The 19,333-nt window shown below is 38.5% G+C and carries 21 protein-coding genes; 19 read left to right on the top strand and 2 right to left on the bottom strand.

Going from position 1 to position 19,333, the window contains the following annotated elements; all coding sequences use genetic code 11:
* The first annotated feature begins 1 nt into the window (after position 1).
* The 6 genes from xseA (at position 2) to recN (ending at position 5,692) form a co-directional block, all read left to right on the top strand.
* On the top strand, positions 2–1,378 hold the full coding sequence (gene xseA, locus ACNAN0_RS06040; RefSeq protein ID WP_416354178.1) for an exodeoxyribonuclease VII large subunit: 1,377 nt from the start codon (positions 2–4) through the stop codon (positions 1,376–1,378).
* On the top strand, positions 1,356–1,640 hold the full coding sequence (locus ACNAN0_RS06045) for an exodeoxyribonuclease VII small subunit (RefSeq protein WP_230913436.1): 285 nt from the start codon (positions 1,356–1,358) through the stop codon (positions 1,638–1,640). Before xseA ends, ACNAN0_RS06045 begins: the two co-directional genes overlap by 23 nt.
* Positions 1,637–2,512, top strand: coding sequence for a polyprenyl synthetase family protein (locus ACNAN0_RS06050; RefSeq protein WP_230913437.1), 876 nt, complete (start codon positions 1,637–1,639; stop codon positions 2,510–2,512). The genes ACNAN0_RS06045 and ACNAN0_RS06050 overlap by 4 nt, the downstream gene beginning before the upstream one ends.
* Positions 2,509–3,345 (top strand): TlyA family RNA methyltransferase, encoded by an 837-nt coding sequence (locus ACNAN0_RS06055; RefSeq protein WP_230913438.1) that lies wholly within the window; start codon positions 2,509–2,511, stop codon positions 3,343–3,345. The genes ACNAN0_RS06050 and ACNAN0_RS06055 overlap by 4 nt, the downstream gene beginning before the upstream one ends.
* 49 nt (positions 3,346–3,394) lie before the next feature.
* Entirely contained in the window at positions 3,395–3,850 is a 456-nt protein-coding gene (locus tag ACNAN0_RS06060) for an arginine repressor (protein ID WP_230913439.1), read from the top strand.
* 135 nt (positions 3,851–3,985) lie between these two features.
* Positions 3,986–5,692, top strand: a complete 1,707-nt coding sequence (gene recN, locus ACNAN0_RS06065; protein ID WP_230913440.1) for a DNA repair protein RecN — start codon at positions 3,986–3,988, stop codon at positions 5,690–5,692.
* Between the two features lie 68 nt (positions 5,693–5,760).
* Here recN and ACNAN0_RS06070 read toward each other — a convergent pair whose 3' ends face one another.
* Positions 5,761–6,099, bottom strand: coding sequence for a hypothetical protein (locus tag ACNAN0_RS06070; RefSeq protein WP_416354136.1), 339 nt, complete (start codon positions 6,097–6,099; stop codon positions 5,761–5,763).
* 115 nt (positions 6,100–6,214) lie between these two features.
* Here ACNAN0_RS06070 and ACNAN0_RS06075 point away from each other — a divergent pair, with 115 nt between their 5' ends.
* The 12 genes from ACNAN0_RS06075 (at position 6,215) to ACNAN0_RS06130 (ending at position 18,484) form a co-directional block, all read left to right on the top strand.
* Positions 6,215–6,430, top strand: coding sequence for a YdbC family protein (locus ACNAN0_RS06075; protein WP_230913442.1), 216 nt, complete (start codon positions 6,215–6,217; stop codon positions 6,428–6,430).
* Positions 6,431–6,514: 84 nt separating this feature from the next.
* The gene (gmk, locus tag ACNAN0_RS06080; protein WP_230913443.1) at positions 6,515–7,135 is read left to right on the top strand and encodes a guanylate kinase; all 621 of its coding nucleotides are present in this window, start codon (positions 6,515–6,517) and stop codon (positions 7,133–7,135) included.
* A complete protein-coding gene (rpoZ, locus tag ACNAN0_RS06085) occupies positions 7,132–7,383 on the top strand; it encodes a DNA-directed RNA polymerase subunit omega (RefSeq protein ID WP_230913444.1) in 252 nt (83 codons plus the stop codon). Before gmk ends, rpoZ begins: the two co-directional genes overlap by 4 nt.
* A 66-nt stretch (positions 7,384–7,449) precedes the next feature.
* Positions 7,450–8,658, top strand: coding sequence for a bifunctional phosphopantothenoylcysteine decarboxylase/phosphopantothenate--cysteine ligase CoaBC (coaBC, locus tag ACNAN0_RS06090; RefSeq protein WP_230913445.1), 1,209 nt, complete (start codon positions 7,450–7,452; stop codon positions 8,656–8,658).
* A gap of 9 nt (positions 8,659–8,667) precedes the next feature.
* A complete protein-coding gene (gene priA, locus ACNAN0_RS06095; RefSeq protein ID WP_230913446.1) occupies positions 8,668–11,082 on the top strand; it encodes a primosomal protein N' in 2,415 nt (804 codons plus the stop codon).
* A gap of 15 nt (positions 11,083–11,097) precedes the next feature.
* The gene (gene fmt, locus ACNAN0_RS06100) at positions 11,098–12,060 is read left to right on the top strand and encodes a methionyl-tRNA formyltransferase (protein ID WP_230913447.1); all 963 of its coding nucleotides are present in this window, start codon (positions 11,098–11,100) and stop codon (positions 12,058–12,060) included.
* Positions 12,056–13,402: a 16S rRNA (cytosine(967)-C(5))-methyltransferase RsmB gene (gene rsmB, locus ACNAN0_RS06105; RefSeq protein WP_330166077.1), complete on the top strand. Its 1,347-nt coding sequence runs from the start codon at positions 12,056–12,058 to the stop codon at positions 13,400–13,402. The genes fmt and rsmB overlap by 5 nt, the downstream gene beginning before the upstream one ends.
* Positions 13,403–13,411: 9 nt before the next feature.
* Positions 13,412–14,158, top strand: coding sequence for a Stp1/IreP family PP2C-type Ser/Thr phosphatase (locus ACNAN0_RS06110; protein WP_230913449.1), 747 nt, complete (start codon positions 13,412–13,414; stop codon positions 14,156–14,158).
* The gene (gene pknB / locus ACNAN0_RS06115; protein ID WP_416354137.1) at positions 14,155–16,206 is read left to right on the top strand and encodes a Stk1 family PASTA domain-containing Ser/Thr kinase; all 2,052 of its coding nucleotides are present in this window, start codon (positions 14,155–14,157) and stop codon (positions 16,204–16,206) included. Before ACNAN0_RS06110 ends, pknB begins: the two co-directional genes overlap by 4 nt.
* Before the next feature lie 13 nt (positions 16,207–16,219).
* Positions 16,220–17,107 carry a ribosome small subunit-dependent GTPase A gene (rsgA, locus tag ACNAN0_RS06120; protein WP_416354138.1) on the top strand — a complete coding sequence of 296 codons (888 nt, stop codon included), beginning with the start codon at positions 16,220–16,222 and terminating at the stop codon, positions 17,105–17,107.
* Positions 17,108–17,171: 64 nt separating this feature from the next.
* Entirely contained in the window at positions 17,172–17,825 is a 654-nt protein-coding gene (gene rpe / locus ACNAN0_RS06125; protein ID WP_416354139.1) for a ribulose-phosphate 3-epimerase, read from the top strand.
* Entirely contained in the window at positions 17,822–18,484 is a 663-nt protein-coding gene (locus ACNAN0_RS06130; RefSeq protein ID WP_416354140.1) for a thiamine diphosphokinase, read from the top strand. The genes rpe and ACNAN0_RS06130 overlap by 4 nt, the downstream gene beginning before the upstream one ends.
* Before the next feature lie 81 nt (positions 18,485–18,565).
* Here ACNAN0_RS06130 and rpmB read toward each other — a convergent pair whose 3' ends face one another.
* Complete coding sequence (gene rpmB, locus ACNAN0_RS06135; protein WP_230913454.1) at positions 18,566–18,751, bottom strand: 50S ribosomal protein L28; 186 nt, start codon at positions 18,749–18,751, stop codon at positions 18,566–18,568.
* A 204-nt stretch (positions 18,752–18,955) separates the two neighbouring features.
* Between rpmB and ACNAN0_RS06140 the strand changes: the two genes are divergently transcribed.
* Entirely contained in the window at positions 18,956–19,324 is a 369-nt protein-coding gene (locus ACNAN0_RS06140) for an Asp23/Gls24 family envelope stress response protein (RefSeq protein WP_230913455.1), read from the top strand.
* Positions 19,325–19,333 lie beyond the last annotated feature (9 nt).

The following is a 19,333-nucleotide window of genomic DNA, read 5'->3' on the forward strand; positions in this document are numbered from 1 at the left end:
GATGACAGCTGAAATGCCAAAATATTTGACGGTATCTGCACTAACTCAATATATTAAACGGAAATTTGATTTTGATCCTTATCTTGATCAAGTTTATTTACGTGGCGAAATCTCAAATTTTCGACTGCGGCCGCATAATCATCAATATTTTAGCCTCAAAGATGACGGAGCCAAAATCAATGCCATCATGTTTAAATCAGCATTTGAACACGTAAAATTTGAGCCTGAAGTAGGGATGCAAGTTCTAGTTACCGGCCGCATATCCGTGTATGAACCCACCGGAAATTATCAAATCTATATCAACTCAATGATTCCAGATGGCATTGGTGAATTATATTTAGCTTATGAACAGTTAAAAAAGAAATTGGCCGACGAAGGTTTATTTTCTCAAGAAAAACGGCCACTGCCGCGTTTTCCAAAGCGAATTGCAGTAATTACCAGTCCGAGCGGAGCGGTTATTCGAGATATCATCACCACGACTCGCCGGCGCTATCCAATTGCACAATTGGTGCTATTTCCCGCTGTCGTACAAGGAGACGGTGCCAAAGAAAGCTTGGTACATCGTTTACGACAAGTGAATACACTTGGTAATTTTGATACGATTATTATTGGTCGAGGTGGGGGTTCGATTGAGGATCTCTGGCCTTTTAATGAAGAGCCAGTTGTCCGAGCTATTGCAGCTAGTGAAATTCCAGTTGTTTCATCTGTTGGTCATGAAACAGATACAACGCTAAGTGACCTGGCTGCTGATGTGCGAGCGGCAACACCAACGGCAGCGGCAGAATTGGCGACGCCAGTATTACAAGATGAATTAATTCGTTTGCAGCAACAAAAACTGCGCTTGATTCAGGCTCTACAGCAAGCAATTAAGATATCACATACACAATTAGTCCGTTTGCAGCAAAGTTATGTTTTTACTAATCCAAAGCGACTTTATGAAAACTATTTGCAACGATTAGATTTAGCAAAACAAGGTTTAGTTCGTAATTTAGTACAACAGCTGAAAACACAACAGACGCATTTTGCTGATTTAACACGGCGATTACATCTTTATCGGCCAAATCGCCAGATTGAAACGGCACAGCAGCGAATTTTCGAACAAAAACAACGGTTATTGCAAGCCTTTCAACAGTATTTGCAGACACGGATGACTCAAATGCAAAATTTAGCACAATCGTTAGACCATTTAAGCCCTTTAAAAATACTTGGCCGTGGTTATAGCTATGTTATAGATCCGGTATCAGGTGCATTAATTCAATCCACCGAAAATGTTCAGATCAATCAAACAATTGCTGTTCATATGAAAGATGGCATCGTTTCAGCCAAAGTAACGCATATTAAAAAGGAGCACGAACATGGCGAACAAAAAGACATTTGAAGAGAATTTAGATGATTTAGAAGCAATTGTTAAAAATCTCGAATCAGGTCAAGTCCCTCTAGAAGAGGCCTTAGAACAATTTCAGACCGGTATTAAATTGACCCAACAATTAGAAGTGACACTCAATAAAGCTCAAAGCACCTTAACAAAAGTTATGAATGATGCGGGTGAAGAGGTTCCCTTTGAAATATCTGATCACGATGTTGACAGTCAGCAGCCGAATGATACAAAAACTGAAAATGAAACGGGTTCAAAAGAATGACGGAGATCTACCAAAATTATCAAGCGTTTAGTTCAGATGTTTTACCAAAGTTAGAACAGGTTTTAACAACAGAACTGCAACGATCGGTTAGCAATAGTAAGCTGCGGGCAGCAATGAGTTATACCTTAGCAACAGGTGGAAAAAGATTTCGACCATTATTGTTACTGACAATTGTACAAATATTTGCACCACAGAAATTGAGTTCGGCACTAAAACCAGCAGCTGCTTTAGAATTGGTACACACATACTCGCTGATTCACGATGATTTACCAGCAATGGATAATGATGATTATCGGCGAGGAAAATTAGCCAATCATAAGAAATTCGGAGAAGCCCAGGCAATTCTCGCCGGTGATGGTTTGTTGACATTAGCATTTCAATGGCTGGCTGAAGCAGATTTACCCGCCGATATCAGAATTCAATTGACACAACGGTTAAGTCAAGCTGCTGGGCCAAGCAATATGGTTGCTGGTCAATATTTAGACATTTCACTGTCAGAAGCAGACACTCAAAAAACTGACTTTGAGGTTTTACAAAAAATGGAACGACAAAAAACAGGTGCACTGTTGAATGCTGCTATTACTATGGGGGCAATAATCGCAAAAGTTGAGGCACCAGTTGATAAATTATTAGATCAATTCGGCTGGCAGTTCGGATCAGCTTTTCAAATTGCCGATGACATTGTTGATGCCAAAAGTGGTCAAGATGTCACCGAAGATAAGCAAACTTACGTTAGTCTTTATGGATTAGTTGATGCCAAAAATAAATTATCTCAACAGATTATCGCCGCTCAACAGACGTTAGATCAGATTAAGGTGGCGCCCACCGACTTAATTGCTAGTTTTTTGGGATTTCTTGAGGCAATCAAATGAAAAAGCAACGAGTTGATATTTTAGCATATGAACAAGGGTTGTATGATTCAAGAGAACAGGCCAGAAGAGGTATTATGGCTGGTGAAGTTTATGATCAAAAAAACCAACGTTTAGATAAACCAGGAGAAAAAATTCCGGCGGAGCAAACATTACAGTTAAAAGGTCGAAAACTGCCTTATGTCAGTCGGGGTGGCTTAAAGCTTGAAAAGGCACTTCAAGTTTTCAATATTGACGTTCACAATCAACTAGTTTTGGATATTGGCTCGTCAACTGGCGGTTTTACAGATGTTGTTTTACAAAATGGGGCACGCTTAGTTTATGCATTAGACGTCGGTTATAACCAGCTCGCATGGAAATTACGTGAAGATCCAAGAGTGAAGGTTATGGAACGTGTAAACTTTCGTTATAGTCAACCGGATGATTTTAAAGAAGGTCTGCCAGATTTTGCAGTAACGGATGTTTCTTTTATTTCGCTAAAATTGATCTTACCACCCCTACGTACAATTTTGAAACCAGACCATGACTTAGTGGCTTTGATCAAACCTCAATTTGAGGCTGGTCCCGAACGAGTGGGTAAGCATGGCATCGTTCGCGATCCCAAAGTACATCGGGATGTTTTAGAAATGATTACAAACTTTGCGCTGACTCAAAATTATGACGTCCTAGGATTGGATTTTTCACCGATAAAAGGTGGTGGCGGCAATATCGAGTTCTTGATTTGGTTACGTAATGTACAAAACCGACAGGGTCGAATCGCAGCATCGGTAGATATTCCCGCATTGCTATCAAGAACGGCTGAAATTTTGAATAAAAATCCAAAGTCATCTCAGTGAATGTATGTATATGCTATAATAAAGAAAAGTTTTACAGTAGGTGATGACTTTGAATAAGGCTGAACGACAAAAGTTAATTCGAGACTTTATCACGAATCATGAAGTTGAACAGCAAATTGAAATTGTAAATATGCTTGCAGAGCGTGGGCAACAAGTGACTCAAGCTACAATTTCCAGAGATATCAAAGATATGCAATTATTAAAAATTCCAGATTCTCTTGGAGGAATGAAATATTCATTACCTCTAGAGAGACATTTGAATGTGGACGAGAAGTTACAAAGAGCACTGAATACTTCACTAAATCGACTTCGCAGGCACAATGAATTTTTATATCTTGAAACAGTACCTGGAAGTGCCAGCGCACTGGCAACTCTGATTATGCAAAAAAGATATTCAGAAGTATTTGGAAAATCGACGGATGATGATTCAATATTATTGATTTGTAATTCCTCAGAAGCGGCAAAACAACTAGAAGAAATTTTTAAGTTTCTGATTAAGAAGTAAGTTAAAAAGCTGGTCAAATTGACCAGCTTTTTTATACGATTTTGAATTTTGAAGCTATAATTTAATGGTTTGCAGACTTAAAATATTATGATACAATCTTTTTAAACACAAACATACGTTCTGAAGGTGGCTGTTATGTTACAAGAATTGGTCATTCATGATTTTGCAATTATAGATAAACTGTCAATTGAGTTCCAACCAGGCATGACTGTATTAACTGGGGAAACAGGCGCTGGGAAATCGATCATTATTGATGCCGTAGGTTTATTGGCCGGGGGCCGAGGTTCTACTGACTTTATTAGAGCTGGCGCAAATAAGTGTACGCTCGAGGGGTTATTTATTTTAGATGAACCGGAAGTTTTGAATCCACTATTAGATCAATATGGTATTGATCAAGATAACGACACAATTTTATTGCAGCGTGAGATCAACCAGCATGGTCGTAGTATTTGTCGAATCAATGGGCATTTAGTGAATTTAACGATATTGAAGGCTATTGGTGAACACTTGGTTGATATTCATGGGCAAAATGAGCATCAAGAATTGATGTTTCCTGAGAAGCATTTGGGACTATTGGACCAATTTGCAAAGCCAGTAATCCAAGATACACGATTAGCTTACCAGCAAGCTTTTGAACAATACAAAAAATTATATCAATCATTACAACAGCGCCGTAATCATGAACAAGAGTGGGCGCAAAGATTAGACATGTTGCAATATCAGTCTACGGAAATCAATGGTGCTCAATTAAAATTAGGTGAAGATGACGCTTTAAGTCAAGAAAAAGAGCGTTTGGAAAATTTTCAAAAAATTAATGAAAATCTGGGGTTAGCTTATCAAACTTTGACTGGTGTCGAACCCAATGCTTTAGATCAAATTGGCCAAGCAATGACAGCGTTAGCTGATATTGCTGAATTAGACCCAGTTTATCAAAAAATTTCAGACGCCGTAAATTCAGCTTTCTATGAACTTCAAGATACGTCCAGTGAATTGTCACGGCAAATCGATAATTTATCTTGGGATGAGGGTCGCCTTGATGAAATTGATAATCGTTTAGAAGTCATTAATGAACTAAAACGCAAATATGGCGAGTCAATTGAATCAATTTTACAATATCAAACTAAAATTGATGCGGAATTAGAAAAAATGAATCAATCAGATACTGATTTTGAATCATTGGAAGCGGATGTACAACGTGCTAAAAAAAGACTATTACAGCTTGGGCAAGAACTCTCAAATAGGCGGAAAAAAGCGGCTCAGACATTGACCTTAAAAATTCAAAGTGAATTATCAGATTTATATATGGATAAAGCAAAATTCTCGGTTCGATTTAAACAAAATGAACAACAACTTAAGTTTTTCAAAGATGGTATTGATGATGTGGAGTTCTATATTCAAACTAATCCTGGGGAGGGTAGCAAACCATTGGCTAAGATTGCCTCCGGGGGTGAGCTATCCCGAATTATGTTAGCTTTGAAAACAATATTTTCTCATGCACAGGGCATCACCAGTATTATTTTTGACGAAGTTGATACAGGTGTCAGCGGTCGTGTTGCACAAGCAATTGCTAATAAAATTGCCGTGATTGCTGCAAACTCTCAAGTCCTATGTATATCACATTTGCCACAAGTTGCAGCCATGGCTGATATCCAGTTATTGATTCAAAAGAAAATTACAGCTAACCGTACGAAAACTTCAGTGAATCACCTAGCAGAAAAACAGCGTGTTTCTGAAATTGCCCGCATGATTACAGGTACAGAAATTACAACGCTTGCATTGGAACATGCTCAGGAGCTATTACAATTAGCTGAAGACCAAAAGGCCGCACTAATGAAAGCGTAATATTAATCCGCTCACTATTTCTAATTTGATTAATCAAGAAAGTAGTTGAGGAAAAACTAATGCCTGTATTAATCTTGTCGACTAACATAGTAAATGTCATGTAAATTGATGTATCTAATAACGTTCTTATTAGGTTTGTGTACTAAGACTTTTTGCCGGTTTCTTAAAAGTTGAATTTTACCTGTATAAATCTCGCCATTTCTAGTTGTGAGGGCCACATAGTAATGACGCATTTCCGCTTGTTCGATAAAATAGTTAAGTTGAAATATTGGCATACGCATGATTTTGTCCATAGACACATCACAGTCCATCACATAATCGTCATAAGTCAATATTTTTTCAAATTGTGTATGTAAAGTTGTGGCAAATTTTTTTAAAGGGTGATTCATTAATTGTTTTGCATCCATAATTGGATTCCTCCGAACGTACGTTTGATATAAATATATTATATGAACAGGTGTTCGTAAAATCAATTAAATATTTCCTTAAAATTATAAAGAAGTTATAAAGGAGGGCACACAATTGGCATCTATAAAATACGAAGTAATAGAAAATATTGGTGTACTATCAACAAATAAATCTGGTTGGCAGCGGGAGCTCAATCTCGTTTCTTGGAATGATCGACCGCCAAAATTTGATTTACGCGATTGGTCTGAAGACCATGAGAAAATGGGTAAAGGACTCACACTAACTAATGAAGAACTAAGCAAATTAAAGGAAATTCTTAATGACATGTGAGCAATTCCTCATTTTTGTTGAAAAATTGACTTAGAAAGTGCAAAATAGTTTTTAATAAACTATTTTAAAGGAGTCAATACTCGAATGGCAAATCGCGGCATGTTAATTGTTTTATCCGGTCCCTCGGGCGTGGGGAAGGGGACTGTTCGCCAGGCGATGTTAAAGGATAAACCCCAAGATTTTAAATATTCAGTTTCAATGACAACTAGGAAAATGCGTCCTGGTGAGGTTGATGGTGTAGACTATTTTTTTCGTACCAAAGCGGAGTTCGAATCTGAAATTGCCAATGACGGTATGTTGGAGTTTGCTAAATATGTTGATAATTACTATGGGACACCACTAAAATATGTTAACGATACCTTGGCACAAGGCGTTGACGTTTTTTTGGAAATTGAAGTTAATGGGGCTATGCAGGTCCGCGAAAAATGTCCCGACGGCGTATTTATCTTCTTAACACCTCCGGATTTAATGGCCCTTCGCGATCGAATTGTTAAACGCGGTACAGATGATGAAGCCACAATTGCAAAACGTTTGAATAAAGCACGCGAAGAAATTAAAATGATGCAAAACTATGATTATGCGGTTGTTAATGATAAAGTAGACTTAGCTGTTAAAAGAATTGAAAAAATCATCGAGAGTGAGCATTTAAGAGTCCCTCGGGTGATTGATAATTATAAAAAGATGATAGGAGCGGTTAAAAAATGATTTCTTATCCTTCAATCGATAAGTTACTAGACCAGGTTGATTCACGGTATTCGCTAGCAGTTCTAGCAGCAAAACGTGCCCATGAACTTGAAGCGGGCGATGTGAAAATGTTAAGCTCATATGAATCACCAAAATCTGTTGGTCAGGCTTTGGAAGAGATTGCAGATGGAAAAGTTGTAATTGATCCAAGTTCTATTATGTTGGAAAAAGAAGCCGAGAAGCTTGACGATGAAGAAAAAAATGAGTAATTATAATTTCACTCTTCCCATTTTGTGGTGAAGGGTTTTTTTATATTAAGTAACTGGGGTGGAAAAATGTTCAACCAAAAACATGTGGCTGTGTTTATTAGTGGTGGTATTGCGGCGTACAAAGTACCAATACTGGTGCGATTATTACAAAAATCCGGTGCTGAAGTGCGCGTCATCATGACCTCTGCAGCCCAAAAATTTGTGACTCCCTTTGTGTTTGAGTCTCTGTTACACGAACATACTTATACAGATATGTTTGATGATCCCCAAAATTTGCCAGTGGTGCATATTGAGTTAGCTGATTGGACGGATATTGCAATTTTTGTGCCTGCAACTGCAAATGTTATTGCTAAGCTTGCTAACGGCATTGCGGATGATTTGGCTACTACAACTTGGCTAGCGATAAATAAATCCAAGTATGTTGTGCCGGCAATGAACACGAAGATGCTGACGAATCCAGTCACACAACGTAACTTGACATTATTGCGACAAGATGGCACGGCCATTTTACCGACCGATAATGGACAATTAGCCGAAGGATACAGTGGGCAAGGTAGAATGCTAGAACCTCAAGCAATTTTTGATTACCTTGAATTTCAAGAAAGCATTGCCCATGCAACTTCTAAAATTAAAAATAAAAAAATTTTGATCACAGCTGGTGGAACTAAAGAGCGAATCGATCCTGTTCGCTATATTACTAATGATTCTTCTGGTAAAATGGGCTATGCTCTGGCTAAAGCGGCCGCCTTAGCTGGGGCACAAGTCTATTTAATTAGTACCAATGCGTCTCGTGTAGTGCCACATGGGGTAAAAGCACAATATGTTCAATCAGCTCTTGAAATGCAACAGGCAGTTAAAAAAATCTTTGCTACTGTCGATGTGGTAATCATGGCAGCGGCTGTTTCTGACTACCGACCTGAAAAAAAATGGTCCAAAAAAATAAAAAAAGGCACAGCTAATGATTTGACGGATTTAAAACTTGTAAAAAATCCAGATATTTTGGCTAGCTTAGGCGAAGAAAAGCAGCATCAATATTTAGTTGGGTTTGCAGCTGAAACTAATGATTTAGAGACTTACGCAAATCAAAAACTAACACGTAAACATGCAGATATGATTATTGCGAATGATGTCAGCAAACAGGAGCTGGGTTTCAACAGTGATTTTAATGCTGTAACTGTGTTAACGCATTCCAGTAAACCTATCCGCCTGCCAGTGGCGGCAAAAAGCCAGTTGGCTACAAAAATCATTGATTTAATCGCACAACATATTAGTTGAGGTGTTTCCATGATAATTATTGCAAGCGTGATTGTCGATGTACCAGTTGCACAAACAAACCGACCTTTCGATTATCTTGTGCCAGAAGTTTATGCTAATAATTTAGCGGTTGGCATGCGTGTTTCAGTCCCATTTGGAAAAGGCGATCGGTTATTGCAAGGATATGTTATTGGCTTAAAAAAGGCACAAACAAAGCCTCATAATTTAAAAAAAATTGAACATGTCATTGATCTTGAACCAGTTTTAAATGAAGAATTATTGCAATTATCTGACTGGTTAGCAAAAAAAACATTTTCTTTTCGAATCAGCAGCTTGCAAACAATCTTACCTGGTGTCATGAGGGGAAAATACCATAAATATGCTCAAGTCACTGATACTGAGGATCCAAAAGTTAAAAGTGTCTTTAAGCACCAACGAATGATCGAAATCACTGATCAACTGGATGCACAGGTGATCAGTGATTTAATGCGCTGGCGCCAAGCTGGAAAAGTAAAGTTTGAATATGCAGTTGAGAACCAAGCACGAGTAAAAAAACAAAAGGCAATTATCTTGGACCATAGTGGTCAGGAATATGAAAAATTGAGTCAAAAGCTGCGCAAAAGAGCTCCAAAACAGGCAGCTGTTCTGGCTTATTTAGCGAGAGAAGCAAAAGAACAAAAACATATTTTATTACAAGTTTTAAATAAAAAATTTTCTAGTTCGGCCATTAGAAGTTTAGTTGAAAAATCAATTCTTACAGAACAAAACGTGGAAGTAAAGCGTGAAGTGATTCCTACTGATAAAGCATTCGTTCATGAACATGATAAGCCGCTGCTTCCGGACCAGCAAAAGGCAGTTATTGCTATTAACCAAGCTACAGCAGCTAAAGCAAAAAAAGTTTTTTTGTTGGAAGGTGTGACTGGATCCGGCAAAACAGAAGTTTATCTTCAGAGTATTAAAGCTGTATTAGCAAAGGGAAGAACAGCCTTAATGTTAGTACCAGAGATTGCCTTGACACCTCAAATGGTTCAACGAGTTTATGCACGATTTGGTCATCAAGTTGCTGTTTTGCATAGTGGCTTATCCAATGGTGAAAAATATGATGAATGGCGCCGAATCAATGCCAATGAAGCTCGAGTGGTAGTTGGCGCTCGGTCAGCAATTTTTGCACCTTTGAAGAATATTGGCTTAATTATTATGGATGAAGAACATGAATACAGTTATAAACAAGAAGATACGCCTCGTTATCATGCGCGTGATGTTGCTTTGCATCGTGCTCAAGTGCACAATTGTCCGGTGGTATTAGGAAGTGCGACGCCTTCATTAGAGTCTCGTGCCCGAGCTGAAAAGGGTGTTTACCAACTCTTACTTTTGCCACAGAGGGTGAATCAGGCTCCACTGCCACATGTGCATATTGTAGATATGCGTGAAAATATTGAAAAACATCGAACACTAGATTTTTCACGGGCATTATCTGATGCAATCACAGTGCGTTTGGCCAAAAAAGAACAAAGTGTTCTGATGCTGAATCGTCGTGGTTTTTCTTCATTTGTTATGTGTCGTAATTGTGGCTATGTCGCTAAATGCCCTAACTGTGATATCTCATTGACCCTACACATGTCTTCGCATACGTTGAAATGTCACTATTGTGGACATGAGGAGCAAATACCAAAAACTTGCCCCAACTGTCATAGTCAAAAAATTCGTTATTATGGTACAGGAACTGAAAAAGTAGCTCAAGAATTAAAACAAATGTATCCTGAAGCACGGATTATTCGAATGGATGTTGATACCACTAGGCGTAAAGGTGCTTATGAGCAGTTACTAAAAAAGTTCGAGAAACGTGAAGCCGATATCTTACTTGGAACGCAGATGATTGCTAAGGGATTGGATTTTCCTAATGTCACATTAGTAGGCGTCATCAATGCGGATACGGCCTTAGGGTTGCCGGATTTTCGCGCCAGTGAGCGGACTTTTCAGTTATTGACCCAGGTTTCTGGTCGAGCTGGACGCGGTTCTAAAAAAGGTGAGGTTTATGTACAGTCATATAATCCAGATCACTATGCAATTAAATTGGCACAGAAACAAGATTATGAACAATTCTTTCGACAAGAAATGCGTTTGCGGCACGAAGGTGGCTATCCTCCGTATTATTTCACGGTATTACTACAAACGACGCATCCCGATGAAAGTCAAGCAGCAAAGGCTGCTTACAGTATTTTAAAGGCAATCCAACCCTATCTTAGCGAACAAGCAATTATACTTGGGCCAACGCCCAAAGCAATTGCCCGCGTCAAAAATCAATATTATTACCAAATAATTATAAAATATAAAAATGAACCAAAATTAGCTGTAGGTTTGAATCATATTCTGGAACTTTCAGCCAAGGCTCATGATCGGTTATTAAAAATTGCCATTGATCGTGAACCATTACAATTCATTTAGAAAGTAGTGATTTTGATGACTTCAGTTATTTTCATGGGAACTCCAGAATTTTCAGTTACCGTACTAGCTGGTTTGTTAGAGGCAAATTATGATATTCAAGCAGTTGTCACACAGCCAGACAAGCCAGTCGGGCGCAAAAAGAAATTGCAGGCGGCCCCCGTTAAAGTGTTTGCTCAAGCACATCAATTAAAAATATTTCAGCCAGAAAAGTTGGGTGGCAGTTCAACAGCTGATTTCATAAAATCAGTGCAACCAGATTTGATCATTACGGCAGCCTTTGGTCAGTTTTTACCAACGTCAGTGTTGCGCAGTGCTAAAGTTGCTGCAGTCAATGTTCACGGCTCGCTGCTGCCTAAGTATCGTGGTGGTGCGCCGATTCAAATGGCAATTATGAACGGTGAATCAACAACAGGAATTACAATTATGTATATGGCTAAGAAAATGGATGCTGGTGATATTTTAGCGCAGCAAGCGGTGCCGATTACTGAAGATGAAACTTCTGACTCACTCTTCAAAAAAATGAGTCTTGTTGGACGTGATCTGCTGTTAGCAACTTTGCCAAAAGTGATAGCTAACGAAGTCACTGCACGACCTCAAAATGAAGCTGAAGCAACATTTGCTTACAATCTTAAACCCGAACAGGAAATTTTAGATTTTAAACAATCAGCAATTCAACTAGATCGCCAAATTCGAGCTTTAAACTCAGATCCAGTTGCTTATACTTATTTCAAGGGTATGCGCACAAAGATTTGGTTTGCACGACCTGTTGAAGTTTCACATTCAGCAACCCCCGGATCGGTATTAAGTAAAACAAAAAAACAACTTGTACTGGCAACCGGTGATTCTAAAATGGGGTTGGCAATCGAACAGCTACAACCTGCTGGTAAAAACGTGATGCCCATCTCAGCATATTTAAACGGTGCTGGTCAAAATATTGCCGTAGGAGATCAGTTAATAACGGAGGAGACAAGCCATTAACCAGTCAGCAAGAAAACTAGCAATTGAAATACTATTGTCTGTTTTAAAAAAGCAAGCTTATTCAAATATTGAGTTGGATCAGGCTATCAAACATCATGCCCTGAAACCACAGGATCGACATTTGCTAACAAACATCGTCTATGGTGTCTTACAGCAAAAATATCTATTGGATTTTCAACTCGCACCCTTTATCAAAAAACCGCAAAAAATGGATGACTGGGTTCAAATTTTATTGGAAACAGCAGTTTATCAAATGAAATACTTGACGCGTATTCCAATTCGGGCGGTTATTTACGAAAGTGTTCAAATTGCAAAGCGCCGCGGTCATCAAGGGGTTGCCAAACTTGTTAATGCCATATTACGTAATGTTCAACGCCAAGGATGGCGTGATCTAGCTGATATTCAAGATCAGTGGGCGCGTTTGAGTATTGAATACAGCATACCCGTATCTTTGATCCACCAACTAAACCAGGATTTGGGCTCAGAAAAAACTGTTCAAATTTTAACTTCAATTAATACCGTCCCCAAAATTAGTTTACGTGTTAATGAGGTGGTAATATCTCGGAAAGAATTGCAAGAAGCATTACTTGACGTTGATATTCACACAACCGAAAGCGTGATCTCGCCTCAAGGTTTAATCACAACAACTGGTGTCAGTGAACTAACCCAAACAGAATTATTTAAAACTGGGGCATTTACATTTCAGGACGAAAGCGCTCAGCTAGTCGTGCCAGCTTTGCAAGTGCAACCAGGAGATCAGGTATTAGATGCGTGTGCTGCACCCGGTGGCAAAACAATGCAGATTGCTGCCAACCTTTCTGCTTCTGCTGGTGGTCAAGTGACTGCTTTAGATTTATATGAACATAAGGTAAAATTAATTCAACAAAACGTTCAAAGAATGCACTTAAATTCAGTTGTCAAAACTCGGTTGCTTGATGCGACAACAGCTGACACCAAATTTTTGGAAGAGACATTTGATCGTATTTTAGTAGATGCACCTTGTTCTGGTATTGGTCTATTGCGACGCAAACCAGAGATACGTTACCGTAAAGAATTAACTGACTTCGTGAATTTAAAAAAGGTTCAATTACAGATTCTCAATTCAGTGGCAAAAACTTTGAAACGCGGTGGTACTATGGTTTATAGTACCTGTACCATTATTAAACAGGAAAATGAAATGGTTGTTGAAAATTTTTTAAAACACCATTCTGATTTTGAGTTAACAAAAACATATTCAACAGTGGCGCTGAAATCAAAATCGAATGAAAAGTCGCTACACATTTATCCGGATGACTATCATTCAGATGGCTTTTTCATTGCTACATTGAAACGGAAATCTTGAGGTGAAAAGATGAAATTTGCCTTTCGTACCGATGTTGGTCGTAAGCGGCAAAGCAATCAAGACTCGGTAGGTGTATTTGAAAACGAAGCTGGCGCGCATATTGCCGTTGTAGCAGATGGTATGGGTGGCCATCAGGGCGGTGACGTTGCTTCGGAAATGGTTGTTTCACATCTAGGTGACAATTTTCGAAATAATCAAGCAACTAATATTGATGAATTAGTTCGTTGGCTCGTTTTTGAGTTAAATTCAGAAAATAAGCGTATTTTAGAAACAGCACATACTCACGCCAACTTGTCAGGCATGGGTACGACGTTTGTGGCTACGTTAATGGTTGCTGATACATATATCGTGGCAAATATCGGAGATTCTAGGTGTTATCGCCTACGCGAAAACCAGCTCAAACAATTAACAGAGGATCATTCGTTAGTCAACGAGCTGGTAAAACATGGCGATATTTCTCCGGAAGATGCAAAAAATCACCCTCAAAAGAATTTAATTACGCGCTCATTAGGTATCTCAAAAAATGTTGATGCTGATGTCACAATCTTTCACAGCTATCCACAAGATTATTTGTTGCTTTGTTCAGACGGCTTAACAAATATGGTAAGCGATATAGAAATTCAGACGGTCCTTGAATCTGACGTTGATCTCCAAACAAAATGTGATCGTCTGATTGACCTTGCAAACACCCATGGCGGTTTAGATAATATAACGGCATTGTTGATTTATGACGATTCGCAGGTGGATGCTTCATGATGGAAAAAGGTTATTTATTAGACAAGCGGTACTTGTTGATTCGTCCAATTGGCGAGGGCGGCATGGCCAATGTTTATCTTGCTCATGATCAAAAGAATGATCAAGATGTCGCTGTTAAAATCTTGCATATGGATTTACAGAATGATCCAAATACAAAGAAGCGGTTTCAACGTGAAGCCAGTGCCTCATCAAAACTGAATCACCCCAATATTGTAAAGGTTTATAATATTGGTGAAGATGCTGGTATGAGCTATATCGTGATGGAATATGTGACAGGCATGGATCTCAAACATTATATTGATCAAAACTTTCCAATTCCGTATCGCAAAGTAATCGATATTATGAAACAAATATTATCTGCTGTTCAAGCTGCTCATGATCATGACATTATTCATCGAGATTTAAAACCGCAAAATATTATGATCGACAAAAATGATCATATAAAAATTGCTGATTTTGGAATTGCGGTTGCTCTCCATGACAATTCTTTGACTCAAACTAATACGTTATTAGGGTCCGTTCATTACCTATCCCCTGAGCAGGCTAAGGGTAGTATGGCCACGAAACAATCAGATATCTATGCATTGGGTATTATTCTTTACGAGATGTTAACTGGCAAAGTTCCATTTGAAGGTGAATCTGCTGTTTCAATTGCAATCAAACATTTTCAAGACGAGATTCCTTCGGTTCAAGCGCTAGACCCCCGGATTCCACAGCCCTTAGAAAATGTGGTTTTACATGCGACGGCCAAAGATCCTCATGATCGTTACAAGAGTGCAGCTGAAATGGCCGTTGATCTCAGTACCTCGCTAGATAAAAAGCGGGCGAATGAACCCAAATTTGTGCCAAACAGCAATTCAGATCTAGATGAAACAAAAGTCATTCAAATCCCCAAAAATCCAGATTTAGCCGATAAAGTTGTGCCTAATAAACACGAGGAACAACTTAAAGCAGACAAAAAATGGTGGACTTTTTTAAAAAAACGTCGATTTTGGATGGCTTTTGGATTGGCCTTGCTTGTTTTCATTTTGGCGGTGGGATTTATTATTGGAACTACTAAAAAAAATGTTGAGATTCCTGATTTGACCGGGATGTCAGAGACGCAGGCTAAATCTGTATTAACAGATAATCATTTAAAAATCGGTGATATCAGTCATCAATATGATAATGACGTGCAAAAAGATCGTGTGATCCGTAGTTACCCTAAAAAGAACATGGTTGTTAAAGAACAAAGCAAAGTTAATCTCTTGATCAGTCAAGGGCCTAAAAAAATCCGTATTGGTAATTATGTGGGGCAAAATTATACTCAAATACGCAAAAAACTGATGAAACTTGGCTTTACCGTTCGTAAAAACGAGACATCTTCAACCAAGTATGCTGCCGGTCAGATTATGAATCAAGATGTGCCTGAGGGTAAAAAGGTGATTCCTCAGGAAACAATCATCACATTGACAGTTAGCTCAGGACGAGCATTTTTTAACTTACGTGATTTAACGAACTACACCCAAAAGAGTGTTCAAGACTATGCCAATGAGAAGGGCCTCGTGTTGAACATTACATCTCAATATTCTGATACAGTTGAAAAAGGGTTAGTGATCTCACAAACACCTGCTGCAGGAACAAGGCTTAGTAAAGGCAGTAGTTTGAATGTCGTTATTTCCCTAGGTGAAAAAAATAAAGCCCCAGAACAAGTTAGCTTTAATAAAACGATTACCATACCTTTTAACCCTAAGACCGCTACACAGGTGAATACAGCTGATATTGCTAATCCAAATGACAATGGTGTAACGGCTTCTTCAAGCAGTTCTAGCGCCAGTGCGAGTACCTCAACCAGTAGTTCAACAACTACAACGCCAGTCCATGAAAACCATGTCACGATCTTCATTCAAGATGAAACACACAATATTAGTGATGTCTATCGGCAAATGGTTATCACACAAACTACCAATGTTACCTTAACATTTACTGTCAAAGGTAATGAATCAGCATATTACAAAGTTGTACGTGATGGTGATGTGATCTTGACCGATGAAGTCAAACCCAGTTGACAAAGGAGACGGCATGAAAAGCCAAGGAAAAATTATTAAACTTACCGGTGGATTTTATTATGTTCTTGCCGGTAATCAGGTTTACCAAACCCGAGCGCGTGGTAATTTTAGAAGCAGAAAAATTAAGCCAGTCGTTGGTGACAATGTTATTTTTGAATCTACTAACTCAACTGACGGCTATATTTTAGAAATATTGCCAGCAAAAAATCGAATGATACGGCCGCCTTTGGCAAATATCGATTTGATGGTTATTGTAACTTCTTTGATAACGCCCAATTTTCAACCCAATTTGTTAGATCGCTTTTTAGTTACACAAGAATTTAATGATCTAACAGCAATCATCTATGTGACGAAAAGCGACTTGGTTCACGACCAACAACAGCTACAAAATTTTCAAGAGATCTTTGATTATTATCAGAACATTGGGTATGCGGTAATTTTTTCGTCTAATCCATTTTCAGATGATAGTTTACAGAAACTAGCACAACTTATTAATGGTAAAGTTACTGCAGTGACTGGTCAGTCTGGCGCTGGTAAATCGACGCTATTGAATCATTTAGTGCCAGAATTGAAATTACCAACAGCGGCTATTTCTCAGAGTTTAAATCGTGGCAAGCACACGACCAGACATGTAGAATTACATCAGGTTGCTGGCAGTTTGATTGCTGACACACCTGGTTTTTCAAATATGGCATTGCCACAAATTCCACTTGAACGGGTAAAAAATCTATTTCCAGAGTTTATGACACTTAGTCCTCAATGCCGATTTCGAGAATGTCAACATATCAACGAACCTGACTGTGCAGTTAAAGCTGCTGTAGTTAGCGGTGAAATTTTAACCAGCCGATATGAGAGTTATCAACAATTTCGTCAAGAAGTTCAGCAACAAAAACGATATTGATGAAATGTGTCAAAAATCAAGCAACGAAACGTAATTTTTAAACTAATGTTCAGGAGTGATAGCGATGCAACTTGCACCTTCAATTTTAAGTGCCGACTTTATAAACTTACAACGAGATGTTTCTGCTTTGGAGGCAGGCGGGGCTGATTTACTACATGTAGATGTTATGGATGGGCATTTTGTCCCAAACCTGGCTTTTGGGCCCCAAGTTGTTCAAGCTTTAAGACCAATTACAAAATTGCCGTTGGATGTCCATTTAATGATGTCCCATCCTGAAGCATATATCGATATGTTTGCCGCTGCTGGAGCCGATACGATCATGGTCCACTTTGAAAGCACACCACATATTTATCATGCACTACAACTGATTGCACAGCACCATGTGAAACCTGGTGTCGTCATTAATCCGGGGACACCCGTAGATGCGTTAAAATCTGTATTGCCTTTAGTTGGACAAGTTTTGATTATGACCGTTAATCCAGGATTTGGGGGGCAGGCTTTTTTGCCAAGTACATTAGAAAAAGTAGCCCATTTGGATCAAATTAGACAAACAGATACTACTTTAACTTTTGATATTGAAGTTGATGGTGGTATCAATGATCAAACGATCCAACAAGCAGCAAGAGCTGGTGCTGATATTTTCGTGGCGGGTTCTTATATATTTGGTGGACATTCTGTTGCTGAACAAATTACAAAATTAAAAGGTTTGATCGAATGAAACAAGTCAATTTATTACTTGGTGGGCCACAAGAGCTTTGGCCGCAACAATTAAAAAAATCACCCACAGAAATTGTGGGTGATTGGATTGGTGTTGATCGGGGAACTTTATTCCTGTTAAAAATGGGTATTCAGCCCAAGATATCTGTTGGTGATTATGATTCTTTGAGTGCCTCTGAACTAGATTTAGTCAAAGCCCATATTCAAGATATCTATTACGAAAAGCCCGAAAAAGATGATACGGACAGCGAATTAGGTTTGAAACTTGCACTAGAAAAATTACATGCTGATAGTGTGACGATTTACGGGGCAACTGGTGGCCGTCTTGACCATTTTCTAGTGAATTTTTTTATGTTACTAGAGCCATGTTTTCGCACGCATACGGCTAATATTGTAATGGTTGATCAACATAACCATTTATCCTTTTATCTACCAGGAAAATATGAGATTAGAAAACAATCAGATAAGAAGTATTTGGCTTTCGTTGCGATGACGCCAGTACAACATTTAACGATTCATGATGCCAAGTATCAATTGCATGATGCGCAATTAGATGTGCCGGTTTCGTATGCCAGTAATGAATTTGTTAATGACACAGTTCATTTTCAATTTGAAAGTGGGACGATCTGCGTCATTCAAAGTACAGATCAGTCAGTATAATTAAAATCTGAAAAATACAAATAAAAAAAGCCCTAGACCATGATCGACAAATGAAGTAGATCATGATTTAAGGCTTTTTTATTAAACACGGGTAACTTTACCAGATTTTAAAGCGCGTGCAGAAACCCAAACTCGCTTAGGTTTGCCATCAACAAGGATGCGAACCTTTTGTAAATTTGGCTTCCAGCTGCGACGGCTTGAATTCAATGCGTGTGAACGTTGATTGCCGAAATGAGTTTTACGGCCTGTGATAACGTCTTTAGCCAATGTTAAACCTCCTTTAAGGTTACTTTGGTATCAATCATGTACCAAACTAAGTTATCACAACAATGCTTTCATTGCAAGATTTTTCTTTAAAGTATTTTTACTTGACACACCTCGTTAAATGTCGTATTTTCTTTCAATCAAGCGTTTGGTGTGCTAAAATTTTTTGTAGTGTAATTGAAACGTAACGAATGAGGAGGATTAGAAATGGCTGTTAAAATTAAGACGCAATATGGAGATGTCGATATTTCCAATGAAGTCATTGCAACAATTGTCGGCGGTGCGGCTACTGATATTTATGGCATCGTCGGAATGGCCAGTAAAAACCAAATTCGTGATAATCTAAATGATATTTTAAATCGTGAGAATTATAGTCGTGGTGTCGTTGTTCGACAAGAGCACAACGCGATTATTGTAGACATTTATATCATTATCAGTTATGGCGTAAAATTATCTGAGGTCGGCCGTAATGTCCAAGATAAAGTTAAATATAATTTACAAAGTATGTTAGGTATCAAGGCAAAGGCAGTCAATGTTTTCGTCCAAGGTGTCAAAATAACTGATGATTTAGATTAACACACATTA

The sequence above is a fragment of the Agrilactobacillus fermenti genome, from assembly GCF_047943045.1.
Lineage (GTDB): Bacteria > Bacillota > Bacilli > Lactobacillales > Lactobacillaceae > Agrilactobacillus > Agrilactobacillus fermenti.

Coding starts and splice junctions, on each gene's coding strand:
- priA (WP_230913446.1), top strand. CDS start 8,668: ATGATAATTATTGCAAGCGTGATTGTCGATGTACCAGTTGCACAAACA.
- gmk (WP_230913443.1), top strand. CDS start 6,515: ATGGCAAATCGCGGCATGTTAATTGTTTTATCCGGTCCCTCGGGCGTG.
- ACNAN0_RS06130 (WP_416354140.1), top strand. CDS start 17,822: ATGAAACAAGTCAATTTATTACTTGGTGGGCCACAAGAGCTTTGGCCG.
- recN (WP_230913440.1), top strand. CDS start 3,986: ATGTTACAAGAATTGGTCATTCATGATTTTGCAATTATAGATAAACTG.
- ACNAN0_RS06045 (WP_230913436.1), top strand. CDS start 1,356: ATGGCGAACAAAAAGACATTTGAAGAGAATTTAGATGATTTAGAAGCA.
- ACNAN0_RS06050 (WP_230913437.1), top strand. CDS start 1,637: ATGACGGAGATCTACCAAAATTATCAAGCGTTTAGTTCAGATGTTTTA.
- ACNAN0_RS06110 (WP_230913449.1), top strand. CDS start 13,412: ATGAAATTTGCCTTTCGTACCGATGTTGGTCGTAAGCGGCAAAGCAAT.
- rpoZ (WP_230913444.1), top strand. CDS start 7,132: ATGATTTCTTATCCTTCAATCGATAAGTTACTAGACCAGGTTGATTCA.
- xseA (WP_416354178.1), top strand. CDS start 2: ATGACAGCTGAAATGCCAAAATATTTGACGGTATCTGCACTAACTCAA.
- rsgA (WP_416354138.1), top strand. CDS start 16,220: ATGAAAAGCCAAGGAAAAATTATTAAACTTACCGGTGGATTTTATTAT.
- pknB (WP_416354137.1), top strand. CDS start 14,155: ATGATGGAAAAAGGTTATTTATTAGACAAGCGGTACTTGTTGATTCGT.
- coaBC (WP_230913445.1), top strand. CDS start 7,450: ATGTTCAACCAAAAACATGTGGCTGTGTTTATTAGTGGTGGTATTGCG.
- ACNAN0_RS06055 (WP_230913438.1), top strand. CDS start 2,509: ATGAAAAAGCAACGAGTTGATATTTTAGCATATGAACAAGGGTTGTAT.
- rpe (WP_416354139.1), top strand. CDS start 17,172: ATGCAACTTGCACCTTCAATTTTAAGTGCCGACTTTATAAACTTACAA.
- ACNAN0_RS06140 (WP_230913455.1), top strand. CDS start 18,956: ATGGCTGTTAAAATTAAGACGCAATATGGAGATGTCGATATTTCCAAT.
- ACNAN0_RS06070 (WP_416354136.1), bottom strand. CDS start 6,099: ATGGATGCAAAACAATTAATGAATCACCCTTTAAAAAAATTTGCCACA.
- fmt (WP_230913447.1), top strand. CDS start 11,098: ATGACTTCAGTTATTTTCATGGGAACTCCAGAATTTTCAGTTACCGTA.